The following is a 13,632-nucleotide window of genomic DNA, read 5'->3' as shown; positions in this document are numbered from 1 at the left end:
GTCTTCGTCCGTTTTTTTAGTTGTCCCATCCACCATTCCAGTGAGTTTCTTCAAAAGATTCATTCGAGGAACCATAACTGTCTACGCTTCCGCACAGCACGCCCTCGTTCTGTACTTCAATAATTTCACACTTGGGAGCCTCATAAATATTACACTCCGATTTTGTCTCTTCGTAATTTCTCATCCTATTTTTCAAATTAATCTGTTAATAAAAAACCGTTCACCCTTATTACGGGAAAACGGCGCAAAATTAACCTCTATGAATGACACACGAGGGACAATCTATGAAAATATGAGGGACAATTTAAGGAAAACAGTATTTTTTTACCGCACCAATGCCATGTTATTTTAAGAATACAACTTCAAATTCCGGCTATATGTCTTGACATTCGAGAAGCCACTGTTCACGGCTATTTCTTCCCTGTCGGCCGACGGATGCTGTTCCTTATATTTGATGGCTGCCTTTATGCGAAGACGGTTCACCTCGGCATAAAACGAGTCGAAACGTTCGTTCATCACCAAAGATACATATTTACTGTTGCTCTCCACCGCATCGGCAATGTCCGACAATTTAAGGTTAGGATTAAGGTAAAGTTTCTGTACGGTAAGAGCATGACGGATTTTTTCCTCAAGCTCATCCATGGTAGCGGCAGGAAGCGTGAAGGTATTATCCTTGTCCGCAGTCTGAACGGAAGAAATAATCTCCTCAATTTTTTCGGTAATTGCGGCTCCGGTCTCTTCCACCACATTACCAAGACCGCTACGCTGCTGATGAAGTATCTTAATCAGAATCACAACATGCATGACAGCAACGCAAACCTGAAGCAGCATGTTGTAGGCACGACTGCCGGAAACGAAAAGTATCCATGAGGCAATGATATAAACCAACGGAAGAAACACCACAAAACCGGCAAAACGCACAGGAAAATCATCGTCGTTGGAATATTCCTCTCTGTGATGTTTCCTTATCTGACGGTAAAGCCGCAACGTGACGTGAAGCAACTCAAACATTATAAGCAAGGAATACGCACCTATGAAAGGCATCAATATTCCACGGTGACGATATAGCACATCGCCCCCAATCCACGCAAAAGCCCACAATGCCGCTATCAGCAGAAAAGGCATGATACCGACAATGAAGAACACCGGCAAACGATGTTTCTTCTCATAAAAGAAAAAACGGCGGAAGGAAATAACGGCGGCTCCGGGAAGGAACAGAACGAGAAAGACCTGTACAAAAAGCCACGCGTCGGGACTGTCCATGCGGAAAAGCCATACTGCGGGCATAGCGAAACATGCATAGACAAACGTTATCAGCTTCCGTGCAGGATAGAAATATTCCTCGTGTTCATCGAAAGGACGACACATGTGGAAATAACGCACCATGGCGCAGAACAACGACGAGCATACCATAATCAGACATGCCGCCGCATAGTATATTTCAAAACCTTGTATTATCATTTCAAATTTCTAAGAATTTAGCGAATTTACAAAAAATCCGTTTGTATCAAGTCTCCAATCAGAGTTTTTTATCATCTGTCACCCTTATTTTTCATATATATGTCAAAGAACGATTTATTAATTATTCGTCTTTATCGCTTTAATATCTATTGAATTATACAATGAATAGTTTTTCATACAAAAAGAAAGTATATTCGCTTGTTTTATATAAAAATGATTGATTTATGATGCTTTTCCTATTTTACCAGTTGAGTGATTTTGTCGAAACAGAATAAAAAGTTAATTTTACATTCGCTTTAGGTTGTTAATATCACAATTAAATATTACGAAATCGTTAAAATTACATTGTTTATTAAGGACTGTGACGATGAAAAATGACCTGTCATTTCATTAAAAACGTGCTGAAATCTTAATTGAAATGCCTTGTCATTTTATTAAAGGTTTACTCATTTGTTATATTAGGCACAAATAAGGTTGGAAATGATGTTTTTTGACTCTACATTTACTTTGAAACTGGAATTTTTATACGTATCATTATATCGAAATATTTAATTAATTTATATCAATTCGTTATTTATTTGCCATTATATACACCATATATACCGTATATGCAATAAATTCGTTTCATTCTGCATTTTCGAACCGCAACAAGAATGAGGATTTTTCAATCAGACTTTGCATCGGGTTCGTATTTTATCATTGTCGCATACTTGAGTTATCATTTTGACAATATGATAAAACTTTATTATTTTAAGAACTGGACCAATGATCAACGAAGTTTAACTTGAGTTAGAAGTAAAATTGGACAGAAAAATATAAATTATTATCCGCTTTTTCAATCTTTTGTTTAACTTTGCGTCCGAAGTAAAGACAAAGGGGTGCCCAAAAAACAAACCCGGGCTGAGATTATACCCTATGAACCTGATGCGGTTAATACCGACGAAGGGATTGTCCTCAAAAAAGACATCCGTCATAAGATATTCTCTCAAACTGTTTTCCAGTATTCTCTTTGTGTTTGCTTTGCAAAACACTATAATACCTATCACTTATGAAAATAAAAGTAAACAACAAAGAGACAGAACTCACTCTAGGCAATAATATTGCATCGCTTGCACTACAGCTTGAACTTCCACTGCAGGGAGTGGCAGTTGCTCTTAACAACCGTATGATTCCACGCAGCCAGTGGGCTGAGCAGGAAATCAAGGAAGGCGACAGTCTTGTTATAATAAAAGCAGCTTGCGGAGGATAATGACATGGATATAAAAGCATTCAAACTTCAGTTCATCACTCATTTCACCGAACAGTATTCTTATTTAGACTCGGCACGTATGGCTCTCGAAGGTGGTTGCCGTTGGGTTCAGCTGCGCATGAAGGACGCTTCCGACGAGGAGGTGGAAGCCATTGCCATAAAGGTTCAGGAACTGTGCAAACAACATGGCGCTACATTCATCATAGACGACCGTGTAGAACTCGTAAAAAAGCTGAAAGCCGACGGTGTGCATCTCGGAAAGAATGATATGCCTATAGCTGAAGCAAGAAAAATATTGGGAGATGATTTCATAATAGGTGGAACAGCAAATACTTTCGACGATGTAAAGGCACATTACACTTCAGGTGCCAACTATATTGGCTGCGGTCCGTTCCGTTTCACTACTACCAAGAAGAAATTAAGTCCGATATTGGGGCTTGAAGGCTACCGTTCCATCATCCAAAAGATGAAAGAGGAAGACATCAACCTGCCGATAGTAGCTATAGGAGGTATCACGATAGATGACATTCCGGAAATAATGCAAACCGGTGTGACAGGCATTGCACTGAGCGGAACTATACTCAGGGCTGAAAATCCGGCAGAAGAAACGAGTAGGATTGTAGAAATGGTGGAAAGAAGTAGTTGTTAGTTGTTGGTTGTTAGTTGTTAGAGCCATCCGGATGGTAACCTTGTCAACTCGTCAACTTGTCAACTCATTTCTTAACTTAAGAACTCAAAAACTCATAACATATATGGAAAAACTTATTATTGCGGGTCGTGAATTCGAATCCCGCCTTTTCCTGGGAACAGGGAAATTCAACTCAAACCAGCAGATGGAAGAAGCCATCCTGGCATCCGGCACAGAAATGGTAACTGTAGCCATGAAACGTATCGAACTTGAAGACAAGGAAGACGATATGTTGCGCCATATCGTTCATCCGCATATACAACTGTTGCCAAACACTTCAGGTGTACGTACAGCGGAAGAAGCTGTCTTCGCCGCACAGATGGCCCGTGAGGCATTCGGCACAAACTGGCTGAAACTGGAAATTCATCCGGACCCTCGCTATCTGTTGCCGGACTCAACAGAAACACTTAAAGCGACAGAGGAACTGGTGAAACTCGGTTTCGTAGTCCTTCCTTACTGCCAGGCCGACCCTACACTCTGCAAGCGTCTGGAAGAAGCTGGTGCGGCTACTGTGATGCCTCTAGCTGCTCCTATAGGCACAAACAAAGGTTTGCAGACTCGCGATTTCCTTCGCATCATCATCGAACAGAGCAATGTTCCTGTAGTAGTCGATGCCGGTATCGGTGCTCCGAGCCATGCTGCCGAAGCTATGGAAATGGGTGCAGCAGCCTGCCTAGTAAACACTGCAATCGCCGTTGCTGGTAATCCAGTGGAAATGGCCATAGCATTTAAGGAAGCTGTCATCGCCGGTCGCCGTGCATACGAAGCAGGATTGGGAATTCAGGCTGACAACCTTGTAGCTTCTGCTTCATCTCCTCTAACTTCATTCTTAAACGAATAAACTTTACAATTTACATGGACAAGGAAAAAGATAAAAAAGCATACGCCCATGCAGAAAAGGCCTACATGCAAGGTACAATGTTCCCTTTCATAAAAGTAGGTATGCAGAAAGTAAACCTCACTCCTACTGTCAACATCGTTGACGGCGAGAAAGTGATGACACCGAACGCCCCTGTATATATATATGATACAAGCGGTCCTTTCAGCGATCCAAATATTGAGATAGACCTGAAGAAAGGATTACCACGTATGCGTGAGAGCTGGATTACATCACGCGGCGATGTGGAACAGTTGCCTTCAATCACTTCAGAATACGGAAAGATGCGCCGTGATGATAAGTCGCTCGATCATCTCCGTTTCGAGCATATCGCATTGCCATACCGTGCCAAGGAAGGTAAGTGCTGTACGCAGATGTACTATGCCAAGCAGGGTATCGTAACTCCGGAGATGGAATACGTTGCCATCCGCGAGAACATGAACTGCCGCGAACTTGGTATCGAAACATATATCACTCCGGAATTTGTACGCGACGAGATTGCTGCCGGACGTGCTGTATTGCCTGCAAACATCAATCATCCGGAATCGGAACCTATGATTATAGGACGTAACTTCCTTGTGAAAATCAATACCAACATCGGTAACTCTGCCACTACCTCAAGCATCGACGAAGAAGTGGATAAGGCTGTATGGAGCTGCAAATGGGGTGGCGACACACTGATGGATCTTTCTACAGGTGCAAACATCCACGAGACTCGCGAATGGATTGTACGCAACTGCCCTGTTCCGGTAGGTACTGTGCCTATCTATCAGGCTTTGGAGAAAGTAAACGGTAAGGTGGAAGACCTCAACTGGGAGATTTACAAGGATACACTGATAGAACAGTGCGAGCAGGGTGTTGACTACTTCACTATCCATGCCGGAATACGTCTGCACAATGTACACCTTGCCGACAAACGTCTTTGCGGTATCGTGAGCCGTGGCGGAAGTATCATGAGCAAATGGTGTAAGATATATAATAAGGAATCATTCCTTTATGAACACTTCGACGAGATTTGTGATATCCTTGCACAGTACGACGTAGCAGTTTCATTGGGTGACGGTCTTCGTCCCGGCTCAATCTACGATGCCAACGACGAGGCTCAGTTTGCAGAGCTTGATACACTGGGTGAACTGGTACTCCGTGCATGGAACAAAAACGTACAGGCATTCATCGAAGGACCGGGACATGTACCTTTGCACAAGATACAGGAGAACATGGAACGCCAGATCAAGTCGTGCCACAATGCTCCGTTCTACACACTAGGCCCGCTTGTAACTGATATCGCTCCGGGTTATGACCATATCACATCAGCTATCGGTGCTGCCCAGATTGGTTGGTTGGGTACCGCAATGCTTTGCTATGTGACTCCGAAGGAACACCTCGGCCTGCCTAACCGCGAGGATGTACGCACAGGTGTCATCACATACAAGATTGCCGCTCATGCTGCCGACCTTGCAAAAGGACATCCGGGAGCACAGATACGCGACAATGCACTAAGCAAGGCCCGCTACGAATTCCGCTGGCGCGACCAGTTCCATCTTTCTTTGGACCCTGACCGTGCTCTTGAATATTTCAACGAAGGACGCCACACTGACGGTGAATACTGTACAATGTGCGGTCCTAACTTCTGCGCAATGAAGCTTAGCCGCGATCTTAAATCAATTAAAAGTTAAGAATTAAAAATTAATAATGGGTGGATGTTTACATAATGTATCATATTTTCATTAGAATAATATTCATCCATATTATCACAAACAAATATGAGTACTGACAATTTAATTGATAATAAATCTGTACAATTTGCTTTAAGAATAATAAAAGCATACCAGTTTCTCTCTACTGAAAAGAAAGAACTGGTAATGTCAAAGCAGTTATTACGCAGCGGTACAGCAATAGGAGCATTGATAAAAGAAGCGGAATTTGCCGAAAGTAAAAACGACTTCATTCACAAACTGCATATTGCGCTGAAAGAAGCCAACGAAACAAGCTATTGGCTCCTGCTACTATCTGAGTCTAACTACATTGACAAAGCTTCATATTTATCAATAGATGCAGATTGTAATGAAATTATCAAATTGTTGGTAAGCATAATAAAATCCTGTAAGTCAAACATCAAAAACAATAATTTGACTGACAGCAACATTTAATTCTTAATTATTAATTTTTAATTATTAATTATCCAACATGTTTAGTGACGAACTTGAAAAAATAAGCTGGGAGGAAACAACCAAAGCCATCTACTCCAAGACCGAGGCAGACGTGATACGTGCCCTCGGTAAAAGCCGCTGCGATGTAGATGATTTTATGGCACTCATCTCTCCGGCTGCAGAAAAATTTCTTGAACCGATGGCGCGACTCAGTAAAAAATACACTGAGGAACGTTTCGGACGTACAATGTCTATGTTTATACCATTGTATATAACAAATTCATGTACAAACTCATGCGTGTATTGCGGATTCCACATCAGTAACCCGATGGCACGTACCATACTTACACCTGAAGAAATTGAGAACGAATATAAAGCCATAAAGAAACTAGGCCCGTTCGAAAATCTGCTTATCGTAACAGGTGAAAATCCGGCAAAAGCAGGTGTACCATACATAGCCAAAGCACTTGACTTGGCAAAACCTTACTTCTCAAATCTTAAGATTGAGGTGATGCCTTTAAAGACTGAGGAATACGCCGAGCTGGTGACACACGGACTGAACGGAGTTATCTGTTTCCAGGAGACATACAACAAAGCCAGATACAATATCTACCATCCAAGAGGTATGAAATCGAAATTCGAATGGCGTGTAAACGGTTTTGACCGTATGGGACAGGCAGGTGTTCACTCCATCGGTATGGGTGTACTTATCGGACTTGAAGACTGGCGTACAGACGTAACCATGATGGCATACCATCTACGCTATCTGCAGAAGCATTACTGGAAGACTAAATACAGCGTTAACTTCCCGCGTATGCGTCCGGCAGAAAACGAAGGTTTCCAGCCTAATGTCATCATGAGTGACAAGGAGCTGGCCCAGGTTACTTTCGCCATGCGTATATTCGACCACGATGTAGATATCTCCTACTCTACACGCGAGCCGGCACATATCCGCGACAACATGGCTTCGCTAGGTGTTACAACCATGAGTGCGGAGAGCAAGACCGAACCCGGAGGTTACTACACATATCCTCAGGCACTTGAGCAATTCCATGTAAGCGACGAACGCACAGCCGTAGAAATAGACAAAGCTTTAAAAGCATTGGGACGTGAACCGGTATGGAAGGACTGGGATGCATCGTTCGACTGCATAAAGACAGGAAAGGCTGTCTGATCAAGCATATTCAGGACCGACGGCATCGGTATAACCAATATATCTGATGCCGCCGTTTTTTTTTTTACTTAAATATAAAGATGGAAAGATATAACAGACAAATCATTCTACCGGAATTAGGAGAAAGCGGGCAAGAGAAACTAAAAAATGCCAAGGTACTTATTGTAGGTGTGGGTGGTCTTGGTTCGCCTATAGCATTATATCTTACAGGTGCAGGAGTGGGAAACATAGGTCTGATAGACGATGATGTGGTGAGCGAGAGCAACCTGCAAAGACAAGTCCTGTATTCCGAAGCCGAAGTAGGAATGCCGAAAGCCATTCAGGCACAGAAAAGACTGAATGCTCTGAACAGTCAGATAAAAATAGATGCATACAACACACGTCTGACAAAAGAAAATGCCGAAGAGATAATCGGCAAATACGATATAGTGGTTGACGGATGTGATAATTTCAAAACCAGATACATCATAAATGACACTTGCGTCAAGCTTGGGAAAACATACGTCTATGGTGCAATTAGAGCTTTCGACGGGCAGGTATCCGTGTTCAACTACCAGGGCGGGAGAAACTATAGAGACCTGTTTCCCGATGAAGAAGAAATGCTGTCGATGCCAGCCCCTCCAAAAGGAGTGATCGGAGTAACCCCGGGCCTGGTCGGCTGCGTGCAGGCAAACGAAGTAATCAAGATAATCTGCGGTTTTGGCGAAATTCTTTCGGGCAAACTATGGTTTATTGACCTGAAAACACTGCAAACAAATACGATTTTACTGTAAAGATTAGGAATATTTCATTTTGGTTACTAACTTTGCACTCAGATTTAGTGGTACACACATGAAACTGATATTGATAACTACTCCAGAATATTTTGTAGAGGAGGACCAAATACTAAATGCACTCTTCGAAGAAGGGTTAGACATATTACATCTTCGCAAACCCGGAACAGAAGCGGTTTACGCAGAAAGACTGCTTACACTCATCCCGGAAAAATATCATAAGAAAATAGTTATACACGACCATTTCTACTTATGCAACGAATATAAGTTGAAAGGTATTCATCTGAACAGCCGCAATCCTATTGCCCCGGACAATTATTCAGGACATATAAGTGCTTCCTGTCATACTCTTGAAGAAGTACAGGAGGACAAAAAAACTTGCGACTACGTATTCCTTAGTCCGATATTCGACAGTATTTCAAAAGAAGGGTATTCATCTAAATTTACACCGGAAGCAATACGTGAAGCTGTTAAAGCTGACATCATCGACAAGAAAGTCATTGCTTTAGGAGGTATAGACGAAGAAAATATCCTAAGAGTTAAGGATTTCGGATTTGGAGGAGCTGCTATTTTGGGTGGACTTTGGTCGAAATTCAATCATAACTTTGACAACAATTATCAAGAACTTATAGACCATTTCAGAAAGTTAAAACGCCTTGCAGATTAATACTTATTGTATTTTTCCTGCAAAACGTTTGCCTTACTTATATAAATGGTATAACTTTGCAAACAAATCAAGGCAATATATCTATTTATAATGAACGTACAATCACCTTTTAAAGTATTCTCAGGTACAAACTCGAGATACTTGGCAGAAAAAATCTGCAACAGTTTAGGATGCGAACTTGGTAACATGAAGATTACTCACTTTGCTGACGGAGAGTTCGCCGTATCTTACGAAGAGTCAATCCGTGGTCAGCATGTGTTCATAGTACAGTCTACATTCCCAAATTCTGACAATCTTATGGAATTGCTCCTTATGATTGATGCTGCTAAACGTGCTTCTGCAAAGAGCATTATCGCCGTAATACCTTACTTCGGATGGGCTCGTCAGGACCGTAAAGACAAGCCACGTGTTTCTATAGGCGCAAAATTAGTAGCAGATTTATTAAGTGTAGCAGGTATTGACCGTCTGATAACAATGGACCTTCATGCTGACCAGATTCAGGGTTTCTTTGATATTCCTGTTGACCACTTGTATGCATCTACAATCTTCGCTCCATACATCCAGTCATTAAATCTGGAGAATCTTGTAATCGCTACTCCTGACGTTGGCGGTTCCAAGCGTGCAAGCACATATGCCAAGTTCCTCGACGTTCCTTTGGTACTTTGTCACAAAACCCGTGAAAAAGCAAACGTTGTAGCTTCAATGCAGATTATCGGTGACGTAAAAGGAAAAGATGTTGTTCTTATTGACGACATGGTTGATACAGCCGGTACAATCACTAAGGCTGCCGACATCATGAAAGAAGCCGGAGCAAACTCAGTAAGAGCTATAGCTTCGCACTGCGTAATGTCAGGTCCTGCTTCTGAACGTGTACAGAACTCTCAATTGGAAGAAATTGTATTCACAGATAGTATTCCTTATGCAAACCGTTGCGCTAAGGTTAAACAGCTTTCAATTGCAGATATGTTCGCTGAAACTATCCGCCGCGTGATGACTAACGAATCAATCAGTTCTCAGTATCTGATTCAATAATATTCATAACACGATAAAAAAATATAAAGCGAAGAATCATAAAGCCTGATACAGACGGCTTATTGTGGTTCTTCGCTTTCTTTTGTAATATCCTACTTACTCTCATTTTTGATTTATGAAACTACTCTGGTTGGATTTAAACAGTTCGTATGCACATTCATCACTTGCTCTGCCGGCTCTGCATGCACAGATGGCAGACGACAAAAGCATTGTGTGGGTAAAGGTTTCGGCTACCATCAACGAGAACCCGGGAATGGTGGCAGAACAAATCTATAAACACAAGCCTGATATTGTAGCATCTACATGCTGGCTCTTCAACCACGAGGCACTGCTGCATATCACATGCCGTGTGAAATCTCTGCTGCCACAATGCCGGATAATCCTCGGAGGTCCGGAGTTTCTGGGAGACAATAAAAAATTCCTGATAACGAACGATTTTGTAGAAGCAGTTTTCAGGGGTGAAGGTGAAACCGGATTCAAGCAGTGGATGAAGCATTTCGACAATAAGGAGGAATGGAAGGACATTGCCGGACTGTGCTATATGGATGATAATGGAGAATACCACGACAACGGTATTGCAAGGGTAACGGACTTCACTGCACTGGAATATCCTGAAAGGAGCGAACTGTTCAACTGGGACAAACCATTCGTACAACTGGAGACAACCAGAGGATGTTTCAACACTTGTGCCTTTTGCGTCAGTGGAGGCGACAAACCTGTAAGAAACCTAAGCATAGACACAATCAGAGAAAGGATAGAAATCATTCATAGTCACGGCATTAAAAACATAAGGGTGCTTGACCGTACTTTCAATTACAATACCAGATACGCGAAAGAACTTCTTGCTCTATTTCGTGAGTATCCGGACATGAATTTCCATCTTGAAATCCATCCGGCATTACTGTCAGACGAACTGAAAGCAGAATTGATGTCAATGCCTAAAGGACTTCTGCATCTGGAAGCAGGAATACAAAGTCTGAGAGAAATAGTGCTTACCACAAGCCGACGTGCCGGAAAACTTGACGATGCGATGAAAGGACTGAAATTTCTGTGTTCACTAGAGAATATGGAAACTCATGCTGACCTTATTGCAGGATTGCCTCACTATCATCTGAATGAGATTTTCGAAGACGTGCGCACACTTGCAGGACTTAATGCAGGAGAGATTCAGCTGGAATCACTGAAACTGCTTCCGGGAACTGAAATGAGAAAAAGAGCTGAAGAGCTAGGAATAAGATATTCTCCCCTGCCACCATACGAAGTACTCGAGACGAACGATATTACATCTGACGAACTACAGACAGCCAGACTCCTTTCACGACTTTTGGACGGTTTCTACAATGCCAAGGCATGGCAGGGACTTACACGCCGACTGATAGTAGAGAACGAAGACTTCCTGTATCGCTTCCTTGAACATCTCACAAACATCGGAGTGATAGACCAGCCTATGGGACTGGAAAGAAGAGGAATAATTCTTTACAAGTTCTGCAAGAGTAATTATCCGGAATACACATTGGATGCCACTCAGGCATGGATAGAAGCAGGAATGTCGCTCAAGAAAGAACCTGCAGAAGCGATAAGAACAAAACATGTCACACCGCCAGATTCATGGGAAGTCGCCTACGGAACATACGACGAACATCTGCGTCTGTGCAAGTTGCCTGTTGATGACAACGACCATTATATATGGTATGCCTTCAATCCTGACGAACAGGGAGGTATCCCTATATTCAAGGCAACAAACTGATATAAAATTCGAGAGCCGCTCTACACAATACTTGCATAGAACGGCTCTTTAATATTTTCTGAATGTCATGTTATTCTTCTTTCTTCTCCTCGTACGGGATACGATATGCTGTATATAGTTCAAGCACTGCTGCTACACTCAGACATAAAATCCATTCGTTGTGATGCCACACAATCATCATCACACCCGCTATAACAAGCAGCATAGCCCCTATCAACTGCTGACGTTTCAGTCGTTTTAGAACTATATTCTTACCGAAGTATCTTCCTGTCTTTGCCTGGATCCACCCGAACATCAGTGCCCCGACAATGTAAATATACGGTGCATATTCAAACTTTACGAACTGCAATATCAGTCCAACAAACAACACCACAGCACCAGCTACAGCAATTATATTATCCAGTTTATTCATCTTCCAAATCCTGCTCAAAAATAAATATATCTTCGTTTTCCTTCTTCATCATGTATTTTTCGCGCGCCACCTTCTCCAGTGCCTCCGGATTGGTAGATATTTCCTTCAGCAACTTGCTGTCCTCTTCAAACTGCTTTCTATAATGCCTGATTTCCGTATTCAGTCTGTTTATTTCAGCGCGATGTTCCAAACGGCGAATCCAGCTATTCTCATCCAGAACACCAATTATCAGCACAAATACAGCCAATGTGACACCGTATTTGTGAAGTCGCACAAAATTCCAAATATTTTCCAGTTTCTCTTTCATGACAAAGAATTATTATTGGTGCAAATATAAGAATAAATGCTGTAAGCCCCAATTCTTTCATACAGCATAATGAATTGTCGGCAGAAATAATTATCTTTGTCATAATAATTATAGTAGTGAAATATAACCATGAGTACCGAAGCACGTGATAAAGCCGAATATATAGTAGCTCTCATATCAGAGTTTGCTAAAGCCAAGCACCTTTCCGAAAGTCAGGCATACCGTTACCTGCGTCGGTTTGATGCTATACGCTTTATCAATATGCATTATAAGATTGCCCATACTTTAAGAATGGAGGATGTATTGGATGATATCACAGCATATTGCAAACGCCACGGAGGGGCGATAGCATGAAACTTTATCATGGTTCCACTGTAGATATTACTAATATTGACCTTTCAAAATCAAAGCCAAATAAAGATTTTGGCAAAGGATTTTATCTTTCTGACAACAGACAACAGGCATACGACATGGCAGCATACAAAGCTATGCAGCTGGATATGGAACCCGTTGTAAACATATATGAATTTGATGAAAGAATACTAACCAATAATTCCCATGGTTTAAAAATCAAATGTTTCAAAGAATACGATGAGGAATGGGCTAATTTTATTTTCGAAAACCGCAACAATGTAAATTCAAATGTCCCCGTTCATGATTACGATATAGTTTATGGTCCAATAGCAAATGACCGTGTAGGTTTACAGATACGTAATTATATGGAACATAATATTGATTTACAGACTTTCCTGGAACGGCTAAAATACATGAAAGGTATTACTTTCCAATATTTCTTCGGAACAGAACGTGCTATTAAATTCCTGAAAAAGTTATGACAGATATTGAATATATGACTGAATGTATGACAAAAGACCTTATTCTATTGTTAATGGAACGACGGAATATGGATTTGGAAACGGCATTGGATACTATTTATACATCCGACACCTTTCAAAAATTGAAAGACAGCAAAACAGGACTATATTTCCAAAGCCCGTTGTATGTTTATGATTTCCTCGAAAAAGAAATAGAAACAGGACGTATGTCTTAATTTGGCTGTTAAAAATATATCTTTATAGAACAGTCTGCTACTCG

The 13,632-nt window shown here is 41.6% G+C and carries 17 protein-coding genes and 1 riboswitch; of the genes, 13 read left to right on the top strand and 4 right to left on the bottom strand.

Translation table 11 applies throughout. The features are described 5' to 3' along the window. Positions 1–16 precede the first annotated feature (16 nt). Together OCV82_RS10885 and OCV82_RS10880 are read right to left on the bottom strand one after the other, a co-directional pair. Positions 17–184: a hypothetical protein gene (locus OCV82_RS10885; protein WP_262543531.1), complete on the bottom strand. Its 168-nt coding sequence runs from the start codon at positions 182–184 to the stop codon at positions 17–19. Positions 185–348: 164 nt separating this feature from the next. Further along, positions 349–1,461 (bottom strand): hypothetical protein, encoded by a 1,113-nt coding sequence (locus OCV82_RS10880; protein ID WP_154044407.1) that lies wholly within the window; start codon positions 1,459–1,461, stop codon positions 349–351. Between the two features lie 864 nt (positions 1,462–2,325). After that, positions 2,326–2,426: riboswitch (TPP riboswitch) on the top strand. A gap of 83 nt (positions 2,427–2,509) precedes the next feature. Here OCV82_RS10880 and thiS point away from each other — a divergent pair. From thiS to OCV82_RS10830, 10 genes are all read left to right on the top strand, one after another. Next, positions 2,510–2,710 carry a sulfur carrier protein ThiS gene (thiS, locus tag OCV82_RS10875; protein WP_154044406.1) on the top strand — a complete coding sequence of 67 codons (201 nt, stop codon included), beginning with the start codon at positions 2,510–2,512 and terminating at the stop codon, positions 2,708–2,710. A gap of 4 nt (positions 2,711–2,714) precedes the next feature. Next, on the top strand, positions 2,715–3,359 hold the full coding sequence (locus tag OCV82_RS10870) for a thiamine phosphate synthase (protein WP_154044405.1): 645 nt from the start codon (positions 2,715–2,717) through the stop codon (positions 3,357–3,359). Between the two features lie 103 nt (positions 3,360–3,462). Then, positions 3,463–4,239, top strand: coding sequence for a thiazole synthase (locus tag OCV82_RS10865; protein ID WP_154044404.1), 777 nt, complete (start codon positions 3,463–3,465; stop codon positions 4,237–4,239). 14 nt (positions 4,240–4,253) lie between these two features. After that, positions 4,254–5,951 carry a phosphomethylpyrimidine synthase ThiC gene (gene thiC, locus OCV82_RS10860; RefSeq protein WP_154044403.1) on the top strand — a complete coding sequence of 566 codons (1,698 nt, stop codon included), beginning with the start codon at positions 4,254–4,256 and terminating at the stop codon, positions 5,949–5,951. An 87-nt stretch (positions 5,952–6,038) separates the two neighbouring features. Further along, positions 6,039–6,425, top strand: coding sequence for a four helix bundle protein (locus OCV82_RS10855; RefSeq protein ID WP_154044402.1), 387 nt, complete (start codon positions 6,039–6,041; stop codon positions 6,423–6,425). Positions 6,426–6,462: 37 nt separating this feature from the next. After that, the gene (thiH, locus tag OCV82_RS10850) at positions 6,463–7,599 is read left to right on the top strand and encodes a 2-iminoacetate synthase ThiH (RefSeq protein ID WP_154044401.1); all 1,137 of its coding nucleotides are present in this window, start codon (positions 6,463–6,465) and stop codon (positions 7,597–7,599) included. Positions 7,600–7,679: 80 nt separating this feature from the next. After that, positions 7,680–8,372 (top strand): HesA/MoeB/ThiF family protein, encoded by a 693-nt coding sequence (locus OCV82_RS10845; protein WP_154044400.1) that lies wholly within the window; start codon positions 7,680–7,682, stop codon positions 8,370–8,372. A 58-nt stretch (positions 8,373–8,430) separates the two neighbouring features. Then, on the top strand, positions 8,431–9,039 hold the full coding sequence (locus OCV82_RS10840; RefSeq protein ID WP_154044399.1) for a thiamine phosphate synthase: 609 nt from the start codon (positions 8,431–8,433) through the stop codon (positions 9,037–9,039). A 90-nt stretch (positions 9,040–9,129) separates the two neighbouring features. Then, complete coding sequence (locus OCV82_RS10835; protein ID WP_154044398.1) at positions 9,130–10,071, top strand: ribose-phosphate pyrophosphokinase; 942 nt, start codon at positions 9,130–9,132, stop codon at positions 10,069–10,071. 115 nt (positions 10,072–10,186) lie between these two features. Then, a complete protein-coding gene (locus OCV82_RS10830; protein WP_154044397.1) occupies positions 10,187–11,818 on the top strand; it encodes a B12-binding domain-containing radical SAM protein in 1,632 nt (543 codons plus the stop codon). A 70-nt stretch (positions 11,819–11,888) separates the two neighbouring features. Here the strand turns inward: OCV82_RS10830 and OCV82_RS10825 are convergent, their stop codons facing one another. Next, positions 11,889–12,230, bottom strand: a complete 342-nt coding sequence (locus tag OCV82_RS10825) for a hypothetical protein (protein ID WP_154044396.1) — start codon at positions 12,228–12,230, stop codon at positions 11,889–11,891. Then, a complete protein-coding gene (locus OCV82_RS10820) occupies positions 12,223–12,537 on the bottom strand; it encodes an FtsB family cell division protein (RefSeq protein WP_154044395.1) in 315 nt (104 codons plus the stop codon). The genes OCV82_RS10825 and OCV82_RS10820 overlap by 8 nt, the downstream gene beginning before the upstream one ends. A 129-nt stretch (positions 12,538–12,666) precedes the next feature. Here OCV82_RS10820 and OCV82_RS10815 point away from each other — a divergent pair, with 129 nt between their 5' ends. Genes OCV82_RS10815 through OCV82_RS10805 form a run of 3 tightly spaced genes read left to right on the top strand, consistent with a single transcriptional unit; the run spans position 12,667 to position 13,588 of the window. Then, positions 12,667–12,891 carry a DUF3791 domain-containing protein gene (locus OCV82_RS10815; protein WP_154044394.1) on the top strand — a complete coding sequence of 75 codons (225 nt, stop codon included), beginning with the start codon at positions 12,667–12,669 and terminating at the stop codon, positions 12,889–12,891. Further along, positions 12,888–13,373: a DUF3990 domain-containing protein gene (locus tag OCV82_RS10810; RefSeq protein WP_154044393.1), complete on the top strand. Its 486-nt coding sequence runs from the start codon at positions 12,888–12,890 to the stop codon at positions 13,371–13,373. Before OCV82_RS10815 ends, OCV82_RS10810 begins: the two co-directional genes overlap by 4 nt. After that, positions 13,370–13,588 (top strand): hypothetical protein, encoded by a 219-nt coding sequence (locus tag OCV82_RS10805; protein WP_154044392.1) that lies wholly within the window; start codon positions 13,370–13,372, stop codon positions 13,586–13,588. Before OCV82_RS10810 ends, OCV82_RS10805 begins: the two co-directional genes overlap by 4 nt. Positions 13,589–13,632: the final 44 nt, after the last annotated feature.

The organism is Bacteroides cellulolyticus, assembly GCF_025567135.1.
Lineage (GTDB): Bacteria > Bacteroidota > Bacteroidia > Bacteroidales > Bacteroidaceae > Phocaeicola > Phocaeicola cellulolyticus.
The sequence above is the reverse complement of the archived record's forward strand: the minus strand, read 5'-3'. Positions and strand labels throughout refer to the sequence as shown.

Bases quoted from the DNA above. Each gene is read 5' to 3' on its own strand.
- OCV82_RS10885 (WP_262543531.1), bottom strand. From the start codon at position 184: ATGAGAAATTACGAAGAGACAAAATCGGAGTGTAATATTTATGAGGCT.
- OCV82_RS10870 (WP_154044405.1), top strand. From the start codon at position 2,715: ATGGATATAAAAGCATTCAAACTTCAGTTCATCACTCATTTCACCGAA.
- OCV82_RS10805 (WP_154044392.1), top strand. From the start codon at position 13,370: ATGACAGATATTGAATATATGACTGAATGTATGACAAAAGACCTTATT.
- OCV82_RS10825 (WP_154044396.1), bottom strand. From the start codon at position 12,230: ATGAATAAACTGGATAATATAATTGCTGTAGCTGGTGCTGTGGTGTTG.
- OCV82_RS10820 (WP_154044395.1), bottom strand. From the start codon at position 12,537: ATGAAAGAGAAACTGGAAAATATTTGGAATTTTGTGCGACTTCACAAA.
- thiC (WP_154044403.1), top strand. From the start codon at position 4,254: ATGGACAAGGAAAAAGATAAAAAAGCATACGCCCATGCAGAAAAGGCC.
- OCV82_RS10835 (WP_154044398.1), top strand. From the start codon at position 9,130: ATGAACGTACAATCACCTTTTAAAGTATTCTCAGGTACAAACTCGAGA.
- thiH (WP_154044401.1), top strand. From the start codon at position 6,463: ATGTTTAGTGACGAACTTGAAAAAATAAGCTGGGAGGAAACAACCAAA.
- OCV82_RS10840 (WP_154044399.1), top strand. From the start codon at position 8,431: ATGAAACTGATATTGATAACTACTCCAGAATATTTTGTAGAGGAGGAC.
- OCV82_RS10855 (WP_154044402.1), top strand. From the start codon at position 6,039: ATGAGTACTGACAATTTAATTGATAATAAATCTGTACAATTTGCTTTA.
- OCV82_RS10830 (WP_154044397.1), top strand. From the start codon at position 10,187: ATGAAACTACTCTGGTTGGATTTAAACAGTTCGTATGCACATTCATCA.
- OCV82_RS10810 (WP_154044393.1), top strand. From the start codon at position 12,888: ATGAAACTTTATCATGGTTCCACTGTAGATATTACTAATATTGACCTT.
- OCV82_RS10845 (WP_154044400.1), top strand. From the start codon at position 7,680: ATGGAAAGATATAACAGACAAATCATTCTACCGGAATTAGGAGAAAGC.
- OCV82_RS10880 (WP_154044407.1), bottom strand. From the start codon at position 1,461: ATGATAATACAAGGTTTTGAAATATACTATGCGGCGGCATGTCTGATT.
- thiS (WP_154044406.1), top strand. From the start codon at position 2,510: ATGAAAATAAAAGTAAACAACAAAGAGACAGAACTCACTCTAGGCAAT.
- OCV82_RS10865 (WP_154044404.1), top strand. From the start codon at position 3,463: ATGGAAAAACTTATTATTGCGGGTCGTGAATTCGAATCCCGCCTTTTC.
- OCV82_RS10815 (WP_154044394.1), top strand. From the start codon at position 12,667: ATGAGTACCGAAGCACGTGATAAAGCCGAATATATAGTAGCTCTCATA.